Here is an 11,713-nt window from a genome sequence, read left to right on the forward strand (position 1 = left end):
GCTGTCTCCGGACCTCAGGCCACCAGCGCGCCGAGCCTGCGCAGCGACTCATTCAGCGCCGCCGTCGCCGAATCCTTGAGCTTGCCGGCCATCAGGGACACCGCGGCGCCGGTGAACTCGCCGTCGATCCGCAGCGTCGTGGCGTCCCCGTCCGCCGTCAGCGAGTAGCGCGTACCGACACTGACCCCCATCGGGCCCTTGCCGCGGATGGCCAGGACCCGCGCGGTCTCCAGCTCCTCGACCGTCCAGAGCACCTCGGCGGGGAAGCCCATCAGCTTCATGTTCTCCTCGAACGTGGCGCCGGGCTCCAGGGGGGCCGGACCCCCCTTGGGGAAGCTCGTGTGGGTGGCGTTCCACCGGTCGTACGAGGTGAAGTCGGTCAGCTGCGCCCAGACCTTCTCGGCCGGTGCCTCGATCCGTGCCTCCGCGCTGACGTCGGCCATGCGACCACTCCTCTTGTCGACTCCGTGGCGCGGAACGTAGCCGGGGGCCGGTGAACATTCAATACTGATGGGCCGTCAGATCTGCTCGTCCCGTTTCCCCTGTCGCCGAGTCGGCTGAGGGGGCGTGAGGCAAGGCGGCGCGCGCCCCTTCTGTCATTTCCTCGCAATCTCATCCGTAAGGAGGAGGAAGGAACGCGCCATGCCCACCTCCCGTGGGATGGAGACATGGTTCCCGGCGGGGATGGTCATGGCCCGACAGGGCTGATGGGATGGGACGGTGCAATTTCCTGTACCACGGGTGCCTCAGTCGCCCGCCGCGTCCCGCGGAGCGATTGACGCCCGGCTCACCGTCGAGCTGAGCAGGCTCACCGTCGAACTCGCGTCGGTCGTCGCGGGCGCGCGCCGAAGGGCGCTGCGGGACGGGGACCGGCAGATCGACACCGCCCACCTCCTTCACTCGCTGCTGGAGTGCGCCCCGGCGGTCGGCGCGGCCTTCGACGGCCCCGGCCGGGTCGCCCGGGTCCTCGGCTACCTCGTCCAGCGCAGCATCGGGTACGGCCTGCGCTGGCAGGGCGCCGTGGAGGACTCCGGGGTCGCCCCCCTCGTCGTACGCAAGAACCAGATGGCGGGCTGGTCGCCCTCCGCCGTGGCCGCCATGGCCCGCGCCCTTGACCGCGCCGCCCAGCGCGAGGACGCCCGCGCCCACGGCCTCGACCTGCTGGCCGCGCTCGTCGCCGACCCGGCCTGCCGGGCCGTGGAGGTCCTCGGCCGCGCGGGCGCCGATCCGGCCGCCCTGACCCGGCGGATCGCGGAGCTGTCTCAACAGGTGTAACGGGTCTTACGCACCTGACGCACTGCTGCCATGATGGCCCGATGCACGCGTCTCAGGGGAGAAGCGCCGGCCTGGGACTCGCCCTGGCCTCGGCGTTCGCATTCGGTGGATCAGGTGTCGCGGCCAAGCCGCTGATCGAAGCGGGGCTCGACCCGCTGCATGTGGTGTGGCTACGGGTGGCCGGCGCCGCCCTCGTCATGCTGCCGGTGGCCTGGCGCCACCGCGACCTCCTGCGCCGCAAGCCCGCTCTCCTCGCCGGCTTCGGTCTCCTCGCCGTCGCCGGAGTCCAGGCCTGCTACTTCGCGGCGATCTCCCGGATCCCGGTCGGCGTCGCCCTCCTCATCGAATACCTCGCACCCGCGCTGGTCCTCGGCTGGGTGCGGTTCGTCCAGCGCCGCCCCGTCACCCGCGCCGCCGCGCTCGGAGTGGTGCTCGCCGTCGGCGGGCTCGCCTGTGTCGTGCAGGTCTGGTCCGGGCTCACCTTCGACCTCCTCGGGCTGCTGCTCGCGCTGGCCGCCGCCTGCTGCCAGGTCGGCTACTTCGTCCTGTCCGACCAGGGCAGCGACGAGGCCGAACCCGCCGATCCGCTCGGCGTCATCGCGTACGGCCTGCTCGTCGGCGCGCTCGTCCTGACCGTCGTGGCCCGGCCCTGGGGCATGGACTGGTCCGTCCTCGGCGGCGCCGCCGACCTGAACGGAACCACCGCCCCGGCCTGGCTGCTGCTCGGCTGGATCGTGCTCATCGCGACCGTCGTCGCCTACGTCACCGGTGTCGTGGCCGTTCGCAGGCTCTCCCCGCAGGTCGCCGGAGTCGTGGCCTGCCTGGAGGCGGTGATCGCGACCGTGCTGGCGTGGGTGCTGCTCGGGGAGCACCTGGCGGCGCCGCAGATCATCGGTGGCGCGGTCGTCCTCGTCGGCGCGTTCATCGCCCAGTCGTCGACGCCCAAGGCGCCGTCCGGGCCGGTCGCCGGCTCGGAGCAGAGCGACCACGAGGACCATCCGACCCCCGACCGTGCCTCCCTCAAGAACGTCACGTAAGGTGGCGATCATGCTTTCGACCGTTCTTCCGCCGCCCGCCGCGTAACGCGGGCGGTACCTCCTGACGAAGACCCGGCCCGGGCCGACATGGCCGCCGGGTGGACCGTCGCTGCCCGCACACGGAGCTGAGCGACCATCCATCTGTCTTCACACGGAGAAACCACGTGTCGAACTCCTCCCTGCCCACGGCGCTGCCCGTCGGGCGGAGCCTCTTCTATCTGATCGTCGCCGGAATCGCCTGGGGCACCGCCGGCGCGGCCGCCACCGTCGTCTTCCGGATCAGCGATCTCGGCCCCCTCGCGCTCTCCTTCTGGCGCTGCGTCGGCGGCCTCGCCCTGCTCCTCGGCGCGCTGGCCCTGCGGCCCCGGCGGGCCGCCGCGCCCCTGGCCGAACCGCGCCGCCGCAAGCTGCTGCGGATCCTCGGGACGGGGATCGGGCTGACCTTCTTCCAGAGTGCGTACTTCGCCGCGGTGGAGGCCACCGGCCTCGCCGTGGGCACCGTCGTCACCCTCGGCGCCGGACCCGTCCTCATCGCGCTCGGCGCCCGCCTGACAATGGGTGAGCGAATGGGCCGGGGCGGTGTGCTCGCCGTGGGCGGGGCACTGGCCGGGCTCGCCGTCCTCGTGCTCGGTGGCGGCCAGGCCGAGGTGCGCCCCTTCGGCGTGGTCCTGGCGGTGCTGTCCGCCGCCGGATACGCGGCGATCACCCTGCTGACCCGGTGGCTCGGCCGCGACGGCGGCGGCGGGGACGCGCTGACCACCACGGTCTGGGCGTTCGCGATCGGCGCGGTGGGCCTGCTGCCGATGGCGGCGGCCGAAGGGCTTCTCCCGCACACCGACCGGATCGGCACGGTGGTGGGCCTGCTGGTGTACGTGGCCGCGGTGCCGACGGCGCTGGCGTACGCCCTCTACTTCGCGGGCGCTGCCGTGGTCCGCGCCGCCACCGTCTCCGTGATCATGCTCCTGGAGCCGGTGAGCGCCGCGGTCCTCGCCGTCACCCTGCTCGGTGAGGAACTCACCGCGAGTACCCTCGCGGGCACCCTCCTGCTGCTGACGGCGGTCAGCGGCCTGGCGGCGGCCGAGGCCAGGGGCGCCGCGGCCCGCAGGCGCGCGGAGGCCCTGGCCTAGCGCGCCAGATCCTGTCGGGTGCTGTCGGGGGCCCTCGCCTACGCCGTCGCGCGACGGCGCAGCTGGTGGGCGAGGGCCGCCCGATCGCGGGGCTCGTCGCGCTCCCTCAGGCCGGCCGCCAGGCGGTCCTGGACCTCCGCCGGCTTGTGGTTGGCGTACTTGAACTTGGCCCGTACCTCGGTCACTTCGAGGCGCAGGCCCCGCAGGCCCGACAGCATCCTGCCGTACGGCGCCTGCCCGGCGGCGGCCACGGCCGAGCCGCCCTCCGGCTGGAAGTGGGCCGTCTGGCGGTTCAGCAGCGCCGCCTTCTCGGCCGGGTCGTCCACGAGGTGCGCGGTGCAGCGCAGTTGGACGGCCGCGTAGAACGAGGTGGGGACGCCGTGCTCCGGCGGTGCGGAGGGCGGCGCGGCCCACGGGCCCGGCACGAAGACGTAGTCGTCGACCACGCTGAGCAGGACGTCCGGGCCCGCCTCCAGGGCCGGCCAGAGCGGGTTCGGCCGAGCCAGGTGGGCGATGACCTGACCGTACGGACCGGGCTCCGGGTCGTAGCGGAAGTGCAGCGGCTGAACCCACGGAGGCTCGCCGGGCAGGCCGTTCACCGCGAGCTGGCCCGAAGTCGTGGGCGGCGAGCCAGCTCTGCCACTCGCCGCGGTCGTGGGCCGCGTCCCACGGGTGGATGAGCATGCCGGGTCAGCCGAGCGCGGTGAGGTACGCGGGCACGGACACGGCCGGGTCCAGGTCGTCGGCCGGGACGGGCGTGCCGTAGCGGCGGGCCACCGGGAGGACACCGGACCAGTACGGCAGGGCGAGGTCCTCGGGCTCGTCGTCGGGGCCGCCGGTGCGGACCTTCGCGGAGACCTCCTGGAGGTCCAGCCGCAGGACGGCCGTGGCCGCGAGCTCCTTGGCGTCGGCCGGGCGGGAGTCCAGCGAGCGGCCGGGGACGACATGGTCGACGAGCGCGTCGAGGGCGATACGCCGTTCCTCGGGGTCGGTGACCTGACGGGCGACGCCGTGCACCACGACGGAGCGGTAGTTGACCGAGTGGTGGAAGGCGGACCGGGCAAGCACCACACCGTCCACGTGGGTGACCGTGAGGCAGACCGCGAGGCCCGGAGCCTCCACCTCGCCGCCGCCCTGGCCGGCCATCCGCAGGGGGCGCGAGCCGGTGGAGCCGTGGACGTACAGCCGCTCGCCGACCCGCCCGTAGAGCGTGGGCAGGACGACCGGCGCGCCGTCGCGGACGAAGCCGAGGTGGCAGACGTACGCCTCGTCGAGGATCGAGTGGACCAGCTCGCGGTCGTACGAGGCGCGATGCCGGGACCGGGTGGGAACGGTCCGGTCGGTCGGCTCGTAACCGGCTGTCTGCGACATTGCATCCTCCATTGCACTAGTGCATAATCTCTTTTGTGCTAGGAGAGTATCGGATCGCCGGGCGGCGTGCATCGGAGATCGCCGCGAGCGTGGAGCAGGGCGTCGGCAGCGGGGACCTCGCTCCGGGACAACTGCTCCCGCCCATGAGGGAGTTGGCGACCGCGCTTGGGGTGAACCCCAATACCGTCGCCGCCGCCTACCGCACCCTGCGGGAGCGGGGAGTGATCGAGACCGCGGGCCGCCGCGGCAGTCGGGTGCGCCCCAAGCCCGCCACCACCGCCCGCGGGTCGCTCCGGGTCGAGGCCCCGCCGGGCGTCAGGGACGCGGGCAAGGGCAACCCCGACGCCGCGCTGCTGCCGCCGCTCGCCGAGGCGTTCGCCGTGTCCGCCCGCCGAGGCGACGAACGCCCCGACCTCTACGGCCAGGCTCCCGTCGACGCCGGCTTCGCCCGGCTCGCCCGGGCCGCCCTGGACGCCGACGGCGTCCCCGACGGACCCCTCGCCGTCACCTCCGGATCGCTCGACGCCATCGAACGGGTCTTCGCCGCGCATCTGCGCCCGGGCGACGCCGTGGCCGTCGAGGATCCCGGCTGGGGCGGCCTGCTGGATCTCGTACCGGCTCTCGGCCTCAAGCCCGTCCCCGTCGAGATCGACGACGAAGGACCCCTCGCCCACAGTGTGGAGCGCGCGCTACGGGCCGGGGCGCGCGCCGTGGTCGTGACCGACCGCGCGCAGAACCCGACCGGCGCGGCGGTGAGCGCCGAGCGCGCGACCGAACTGCGCGCGCTGCTCGCCCGCCACCCCCGCACCCTGCTGATCGAGGACGACCACGGCCACGCCATCGTCGACCTGCCCCTCCATCCGCTCGCCGGCGGCACGGACCACTGGGCGATGGTCCGCTCGGTCGCCAAGGCCTACGGGCCCGACCTGCGGGTGGCCACCCTGACCGGCGACCCCGTCACCGTCGACCGGGTGCTGGGGCGCCAGCGGCTGGGACCGGGCTGGGTCAGCCGGCTGCTCCAGCGGGCCGTCGCGCACCTCTGGGAGACCGGCGCCGTGGACGTCGCGGCTGTGGCCAGGTCGTACGGCGAGCGGCGCGACGCCCTCGTACGGGCCCTGGCGGAGCGGGGCGTCGAGGCGCACGGCCGCAGTGGCATGAACGTATGGGTGCCGGTCGCCGACGAGACCGGGGCGGTCGCCCAGCTGCTGCAGTCGGGGTGGGCGGTCGCCCCCGGCGCCCGGTTCCGGATGGCCAGCCGCCCAGGAGTCCGGCTGACCGTCTCCGACATGTCCGTACGGGACGTCGAGGCGGTCGCCGACGCGGTCGCCGCGGCCGCCGGACCGGCCCCCGCCCTCAGCTACGGCTGATCCTCCCGGGCCCGCCGCTTCGGCCCGCGGCTCTGGGTGAGGGCCGCACCGGCCAGCACGATCAGCGCACCGACCGGAGTGTTCCAGCTCAGCTGCTCGTCGAGGAGTGCCACGCCCGCGGCGGTCGCGATGACCGGGATGAAGTACGTGACCATCGAGGCCGTCGTCGGCCCGACCTCGGCGACCATTCCGTACTGGAGCAGGACCGCGACGCCGGTGCCGAGCGCGCCGAGCGCCACCACCGCGAGCAGCTCCACCACCGGGAACGAGGTGGGGAAGCTGGTGAACAGTGGGGTGACGACGGCGAGTTGGAGCATGCCCAGGAAGAGCTGCGCACCGGTCATCGACAGATGGGACTCGCTGCGGCCGGCCAGGGTGCGGCGGACGTAGATCCAGCCGACCGCGTAGCTGAGCGAGGCGAGCAGGGCCATCGCCGTCCCGGCCATGTCGAGCCCGGAGAAGCCCTGCCAGGCGCCGAGCACGGTCAGCACGCCCACGAATCCGATGCCGAGACCGGCGGCCCGGCGGCGGGTCGGCCGGTCCTCGGAGAGGGCGACCATCGACAGCACCATGCCCCACAGCGGGGTCGTGGCGTTGCAGATCCCTGCCAGGGTCGAGGGGATCGTCAGCTCGGCGTAGGCGAAGAGGGAGAACGGCAGGGCGTTCAGGAAGAACGCGGCCACCGCCATATGGGCCCATGTGCGGACGCCGCGCGGCAGCCGCGAGCGCTGGACGGCCATGGCGACGGCCAGCACCGCCGTACCGAAGAACAGCCGGCCGAAGGTGACTTGGAACGGGGCGTAGCCCTGTGTGCCGACCTTGATGAGCAGAAAGCTGAAGCCCCAGATCAGGGACAGGACGGCGAAGCGGACCCGCCAGTCGACCGCGCGACGCCGACGGCGGGCGGGGGAGGGGGTGGGGGAGGGGGAGGGGAGGGATGACGAACGGGTCGGGGTGGCCCTGGCCGGGGCGACGCTGCTCATACCCGCCACGATGACGGAGACGATCTCGTAGAACAAGCGAGTTTTCGTCGAGCTCATCGCTTAGCATTGCTTACATGTTGAATCTGGAGCGCCTACGGACCCTGGACGCCCTCGCCCGGCACGGCTCGGTGAGCGGCGCGGCCGACGGCCTGCACGTGACGACCTCGGCCGTCTCCCAGCAGTTGTCCAAGCTGGAGCGGGAGGTCGGGCAGCAGCTGCTGGCCAAGAACGGGCGGGGCGTGCGGCTCACCGACGCCGGACAGCTGCTCGCCGACCACGCCGCGCGGATCCTCTCCCAGGTCGAGATCGCCCAGTCCGACATCGAGGCGCAGCGTGGGCAGGTGGTGGGGGAGGTGCGGCTCGCCGCGTTCCCCACGGCGATGCGCGGCCTGTTCCCGGCGGCGGTCCCGGCGCTGCGGGTGAGCCACCCCGAACTGCGCGTACGGACCCGGGAGCTGGAGCCCGAGGCCGGGATCCAGCACGTCATGCGCGGCGACATGGACCTCGCCGTCGTCCTCGACTGGCACAACAAGCGGCTGCCGGTCCCCGGCGGCCTTGCCAGGGCCCATCTGCTCCACGACACCGCGGACATCGCCATGCCGGTCGGGCACCCGCTCGCCGACCGCGAGGAGCTGGACCTGGAGGAGCTCGCCGACGAGGACTGGGTGTCCTGGCCCGAGGGTGAATTCTGCTACGAGTGGCTGATGTTCACCCTCCGCTCCCAGGGCATCGAACCCCGCATCGCTCATCTCGCCGAGGAGCACCACACCCAGCTCGCGATGATCGCCGCCGGCCTCGGCGTCTGCATCACTCCCCGGCTGGGGCGGGGCCCGGTCCCGGAGGGCGTGGTGTTCGTGCCCGTACGGCACAAGATGCGGCGGCACATCTACGCGGTATGGCGCACCGACGCCGACCGGCGGCCCTCGATCAGGGCCGCCGTGCAGGCGCTGGCGGAGGCGGGCCAGGCACTGTCGGCGGGGGACTGAGGCGGCCGCGCGACGGAGTGGTCGTGGGCCGGCGCCACGGCTTGGTCGTCGGCCGGCGGCGCGGCGCACGGGCTGGTCGTTGGCCGGTGGTGTGGCGCCGCGGGCTGGTCGGCGGTCGGCGGCGCGGCTTGGTCGTCGGCGGTGCGGCGCCACGGGCGGCGGTCAGCCGTCGCCTCCGCCCTGGAGCGTGGCGAGTTTGCGGAAGTCCCAGGACGCGATCGCGTCGGGCGTCAGCCGTAGCCAGGCGTGCCGCCCGTCGTGCGGCATGCTGTCCAGGCCGAAGTTCTTCCTGGCGAACAGCCGCTCCACGCCGTCCAGTTCGGGGCACGGCTCGCCCGTCCTCGGGGCCTCGCCGACGAAGACAGCGGTGCCCGACAGCTCCACCCCGCGCAGCTCGCCGTACTCCTCGCCGTCGTCCACCACGACCGCGATCCGCGGGTCGCGGCGCAGCTCGGCCCAGCGCCGGCTGCGTGTGATCGAGTACAGCCAGAGCGAGGTGCCGTCCCAGGCGAACCACAGCGCGCTCACATGCGGGCGCCCGTCCGCGGCGACGGTCGCCACCCGGCAGGTGCGCTGCTCGGCCAGGAACGCGTCCCGCTCCTTGGGCGACATCATGATCCGGCGGCCCCGGCGCTGCGCGACGGTCATCGGCCCGTCCCCTTCCCGCGTACGGCAGAAGCTTTCTGACTGGACGTCAGAAAGCATGGGGGCTCTTCCCTCGCGGCGCAATGGTGGCTAACCTCGCGCACCCGGCGGCCCGGGCACGTCCGCGGGGGACCGCACCGCTCCGAGGGGGGACCGCATGGCGTCGTACGAACAGCTCGTGGAGCAGCTCGATCCGGACGGCACCGTCCTGCTCACCGTCGAATGCCAGCAGGGTGTGGTCGGCCCGCACAGCGCGCTGCCCGAACTCGCCGCCGTCGCCCGCCGCTCAGGCGCCCTCCACCACATTGCCAGGCTCGTCGCGGGCGCCCACGACGCCGGCGTGCAGGTCCTCCACGCGGTCGCCGAACGACGCCCCGACGGCCGTGGCTCCAGCCGCAACGCCCGCCTCTTCCGGGCCGCCGAGCGCCTGCCCGTACAGCAGCACAGCGGCAGTACGGCCGTACGGATCGCCGAGCCCATCCAGGTCGCCGACGAGGACCTCGTCGTCCGCCGCCTGCACGGCCTTTCGCCGCTGTCCGGCACCGACGTCGACGCGCTGCTGCGCAACCTCGGCTGCCGCACCCTCGTCGTCACCGGCGTCTCGGCGAACGTCGCCGTCCCCAACGCGGTCTTCGACGCCGTCAACCTCGGCTACACGGCCGTCGTCCCCTCCGACGCCATCGCGGGGGTGCCCCCCGACTACACCCCCGCGATGATCCGCCACACCCTGTCCCTCGTGGCGACCGTCTGCACCACGGACGACGTCCTGGGCTGCTGGAAACGCCCGCGCCGGACTACGCGAGCTTGATCGACGTACCGTCCACCGTGATGTTCGCGGCGGGCAGCGGGGTCGTCGCCGGCCCGCCCTTCACACTGCCGTCGCCCGCGTCGAACTTGCTCTGGTGGCAGGGGCAGAGGATGACGCCGTCACTGACGCCGCTGACCGCGCACCCCTGATGGGTGCACTTGGACGAGAACGCCTTGAACTGGCCGGCCTGCGGCTGGGTGACCACCACCCCCTTGTCGGCGAACACCTTCCCGCCGCCGACCGGGATGTCCGCCGTCGTGGCGAGCACCTCACCGCCACCGGCCGGCGCCCCTGCCCCGCCGTCGGCCGGCTTCTCCCCGACGGTCTTCGCCGGAGTGTCCGAGCCGCCGCAGGCGGTCAGCGCCGCGGCGAGACCCGCCCCTCCCGCCGCCGCGACGACGGTACGGCGCGCGACGTTCCGAGCGGTCCCCTGCGATCCGGTCATACGGGCTCCCCTTCCAGAGCGGACATCGTTTCACCGTGCTGTACGCGTCCCGGAGGCCACACGTTCAACGAAGACGGCGACTACCCCGAAGTAATGTCGGGACGGGGGGCGTGGCACCCTCGCGCATCCGCGAGCCGGTGGTACGACGAAGGGATGCCGGTGGTACGAGGACGGGATGAACGTCTGCGTCGTCCTGTTCACCTCGGACCTCCGCCTGCACGACCACCCTCCCCTGCGCGCCGCCCTGCGGGCGGCGGACGAGATCGTGCCGCTGTTCGTCCGTGATCCCGCCGTCGACCGGGCCGGGTTCGCGGCGCCCAACAGACTCGCCTTCCTCGCCGACTGCCTGGCCGACCTCGACCGGGGACTGTCCGAGCGCGGCGGCCGGCTCGTCGTACGGACCGGCGCCACCGCGGCCGAGGTCCGCGCGGTGGCGCGGCAGGCAGGGGCCGACGAGGTGCACATGGCGGCCGGGTGCTCGGCGTTCGCCCACGACCGCGAGGACCGGCTGCGGCGCGCCCTGGAGCCCGACGGCCGCCGCCTCCAGGTGCACGACGCCGTGATCACCGCCGTGCCGCCCGGCGGGATCACCCCACAGGGCTCCGACCACTTCGCCGTCTTCACCCCGTACTTCCGTCGCTGGACGGCCGAGCCGCTGCGCACGCCACTGGCCGCGCCGCGGGCGGTGCGCGTACCCCCGGCGGTGCGCTCCGAGGAACTGCCCGCCCGCGCCTCCGTGGCCTCCGTCTCCGCCGGTCTGCCCACCGGAGGCGAGAGGGCAGGCCGCAAACGGCTCACGGCCTGGCTCTCCCGGCACGCCGACGCCTACGCGGACCGCCACGACGACCTCGCGGGCGACGCCACCTCGCGGCTCTCCCCGTACCTCCACTTCGGCGCGGTCTCGGCCACCGAGGCCGTCCACCGCGCGCGTGCCCGGTCGGGCGCGGGCGCCGAGGCGTTCGTACGGCAGCTGTGCTGGCGGGACTTCCACCACCAGGTGCTGGCCGCGCGCCCCGAGGCGGCCCGGGAGGACTACCGGACCCGGCACGACCGCTGGCGACACGGCGAGGAGGCGGAGGCAGACCTGCAGGCGTGGCGGGAGGGCCGCACCGGCTACCCCGTCGTGGACGCGGCGATGCGGCAGCTCGCCCACGAGGGCTGGATGCACAACCGGGGCCGTCTGCTCGCCGCCTCTTTCCTCACCAAGACGCTCTACATCGACTGGCGCGAAGGCGCCCGGCACTTCCTGCGCCTCCTCGTCGACGGCGACATCGCCAACAACCAGCTCAACTGGCAGTGGGTGGCGGGCACGGGCACCGACACCCGGCCGGGCCGGGTCCTCAACCCCGTTCTCCAGGCCAGGCGGTACGACCCGGAGGGCGCCTACGTACACCGCTGGGTCCCCGAACTCGCGGGTGTCCCCGCCCCGGCGGTCCACGAGCCGTGGAAACTCACCGGCCCGGAACGGGCCGCCCTGGACTACCCCGACCCGCTCGTGTCCCTCGCCGACGGCCTCACCCGCTTCCGGCACGCCCGCGGCCGGGACTGAGCCCCGGGCCCAGGGGCCCGGCCGGTTGCACGACCCGCCCGGCTCCGGGACGCCCGCGGCCGGGGACTGACCCCACCATCGGGGCCCAGCGCGGGCCCGGGGCCCGGCCGGTTCCACGAG

At 73.7% G+C, this 11,713-nt stretch carries 12 protein-coding genes and 1 pseudogene; 7 read left to right on the forward strand and 6 right to left on the reverse strand.

Annotation, left to right across the window (positions count from 1 at the left end; translation table 11 throughout):
- Positions 1 to 14: 14 nt before the first annotated feature.
- Positions 15 to 443 (reverse strand): type II toxin-antitoxin system Rv0910 family toxin, encoded by a 429-nt coding sequence (locus IEZ01_RS30640; RefSeq protein ID WP_019884669.1) that lies wholly within the window; start codon positions 441 to 443, stop codon positions 15 to 17.
- Positions 444 to 741: 298 nt separating this feature from the next.
- Between IEZ01_RS30640 and IEZ01_RS30645 the strand changes: the two genes are divergently transcribed.
- The 3 genes from IEZ01_RS30645 (at position 742) to IEZ01_RS30655 (ending at position 3,439) form a co-directional block, all read left to right on the forward strand.
- Entirely contained in the window at positions 742 to 1,275 is a 534-nt protein-coding gene (locus IEZ01_RS30645) for a Clp protease N-terminal domain-containing protein (protein WP_373287685.1), read from the forward strand.
- Between the two features lie 41 nt (positions 1,276 to 1,316).
- On the forward strand, positions 1,317 to 2,312 hold the full coding sequence (locus IEZ01_RS30650) for an EamA family transporter (RefSeq protein ID WP_019884667.1): 996 nt from the start codon (positions 1,317 to 1,319) through the stop codon (positions 2,310 to 2,312).
- A 164-nt stretch (positions 2,313 to 2,476) separates the two neighbouring features.
- A complete protein-coding gene (locus IEZ01_RS30655; RefSeq protein ID WP_189204947.1) occupies positions 2,477 to 3,439 on the forward strand; it encodes a DMT family transporter in 963 nt (320 codons plus the stop codon).
- A gap of 38 nt (positions 3,440 to 3,477) precedes the next feature.
- On the opposite strand, the pseudogene IEZ01_RS30660 reads toward IEZ01_RS30655, so the two are convergent.
- Together IEZ01_RS30660 and IEZ01_RS30665 are read right to left on the reverse strand one after the other, a co-directional pair.
- Positions 3,478 to 4,123 (reverse strand): annotated as a pseudogene (locus tag IEZ01_RS30660) (FMN-binding negative transcriptional regulator).
- 6 nt (positions 4,124 to 4,129) lie between these two features.
- Positions 4,130 to 4,810 carry a pyridoxamine 5'-phosphate oxidase family protein gene (locus IEZ01_RS30665; RefSeq protein WP_189204950.1) on the reverse strand — a complete coding sequence of 227 codons (681 nt, stop codon included), beginning with the start codon at positions 4,808 to 4,810 and terminating at the stop codon, positions 4,130 to 4,132.
- Positions 4,811 to 4,845: 35 nt separating this feature from the next.
- Between IEZ01_RS30665 and IEZ01_RS30670 the strand changes: the two genes are divergently transcribed.
- Positions 4,846 to 6,177: an aminotransferase class I/II-fold pyridoxal phosphate-dependent enzyme gene (locus IEZ01_RS30670; RefSeq protein WP_078513242.1), complete on the forward strand. Its 1,332-nt coding sequence runs from the start codon at positions 4,846 to 4,848 to the stop codon at positions 6,175 to 6,177.
- On the opposite strand, the gene IEZ01_RS30675 is transcribed toward IEZ01_RS30670, so the two are convergent.
- Positions 6,168 to 7,160, reverse strand: a complete 993-nt coding sequence (locus IEZ01_RS30675) for a DMT family transporter (protein ID WP_373287686.1) — start codon at positions 7,158 to 7,160, stop codon at positions 6,168 to 6,170. The two genes, IEZ01_RS30670 and IEZ01_RS30675, sit on opposite strands and share 10 nt — an antisense overlap.
- A 74-nt stretch (positions 7,161 to 7,234) precedes the next feature.
- Between IEZ01_RS30675 and IEZ01_RS30680 the strand changes: the two genes are divergently transcribed.
- A complete protein-coding gene (locus tag IEZ01_RS30680) occupies positions 7,235 to 8,146 on the forward strand; it encodes a LysR family transcriptional regulator (RefSeq protein WP_019884660.1) in 912 nt (303 codons plus the stop codon).
- 162 nt (positions 8,147 to 8,308) lie between these two features.
- Here IEZ01_RS30680 and IEZ01_RS30685 read toward each other — a convergent pair whose 3' ends face one another.
- Positions 8,309 to 8,794, reverse strand: coding sequence for a pyridoxamine 5'-phosphate oxidase family protein (locus IEZ01_RS30685; protein WP_019884659.1), 486 nt, complete (start codon positions 8,792 to 8,794; stop codon positions 8,309 to 8,311).
- A 154-nt stretch (positions 8,795 to 8,948) separates the two neighbouring features.
- Here IEZ01_RS30685 and IEZ01_RS30690 point away from each other — a divergent pair, with 154 nt between their 5' ends.
- Entirely contained in the window at positions 8,949 to 9,599 is a 651-nt protein-coding gene (locus IEZ01_RS30690) for a cysteine hydrolase family protein (protein WP_019884657.1), read from the forward strand.
- On the opposite strand, the gene IEZ01_RS30695 is transcribed toward IEZ01_RS30690, so the two are convergent.
- Positions 9,586 to 10,044, reverse strand: coding sequence for a Rieske (2Fe-2S) protein (locus tag IEZ01_RS30695; RefSeq protein ID WP_019884655.1), 459 nt, complete (start codon positions 10,042 to 10,044; stop codon positions 9,586 to 9,588). The genes IEZ01_RS30690 and IEZ01_RS30695 overlap by 14 nt on opposite strands.
- 175 nt (positions 10,045 to 10,219) lie before the next feature.
- On the opposite strand from IEZ01_RS30695, the gene IEZ01_RS30700 reads away from it, so the two are divergent.
- Complete coding sequence (locus tag IEZ01_RS30700; RefSeq protein WP_189204954.1) at positions 10,220 to 11,593, forward strand: cryptochrome/photolyase family protein; 1,374 nt, start codon at positions 10,220 to 10,222, stop codon at positions 11,591 to 11,593.
- Positions 11,594 to 11,713: the final 120 nt, after the last annotated feature.

It is taken from the genome of Streptomyces purpureus (assembly GCF_014648195.1).
Taxonomy (GTDB): domain Bacteria; phylum Actinomycetota; class Actinomycetes; order Streptomycetales; family Streptomycetaceae; genus Streptomyces; species Streptomyces purpureus.

What these genes read in the sequence shown, in the direction of transcription:
- IEZ01_RS30640 (WP_019884669.1), bottom strand. Translation starts at nt 443, where the DNA reads ATGGCCGACGTCAGCGCGGAGGCACGGATCGAGGCACCGGCCGAGAAG.
- IEZ01_RS30650 (WP_019884667.1), top strand. Translation starts at nt 1,317, where the DNA reads ATGCACGCGTCTCAGGGGAGAAGCGCCGGCCTGGGACTCGCCCTGGCC.
- IEZ01_RS30665 (WP_189204950.1), bottom strand. Translation starts at nt 4,810, where the DNA reads ATGTCGCAGACAGCCGGTTACGAGCCGACCGACCGGACCGTTCCCACC.
- IEZ01_RS30675 (WP_373287686.1), bottom strand. Translation starts at nt 7,160, where the DNA reads ATGAGCAGCGTCGCCCCGGCCAGGGCCACCCCGACCCGTTCGTCATCC.
- IEZ01_RS30680 (WP_019884660.1), top strand. Translation starts at nt 7,235, where the DNA reads ATGTTGAATCTGGAGCGCCTACGGACCCTGGACGCCCTCGCCCGGCAC.
- IEZ01_RS30685 (WP_019884659.1), bottom strand. Translation starts at nt 8,794, where the DNA reads ATGACCGTCGCGCAGCGCCGGGGCCGCCGGATCATGATGTCGCCCAAG.
- IEZ01_RS30690 (WP_019884657.1), top strand. Translation starts at nt 8,949, where the DNA reads ATGGCGTCGTACGAACAGCTCGTGGAGCAGCTCGATCCGGACGGCACC.
- IEZ01_RS30695 (WP_019884655.1), bottom strand. Translation starts at nt 10,044, where the DNA reads ATGACCGGATCGCAGGGGACCGCTCGGAACGTCGCGCGCCGTACCGTC.
- IEZ01_RS30700 (WP_189204954.1), top strand. Translation starts at nt 10,220, where the DNA reads ATGAACGTCTGCGTCGTCCTGTTCACCTCGGACCTCCGCCTGCACGAC.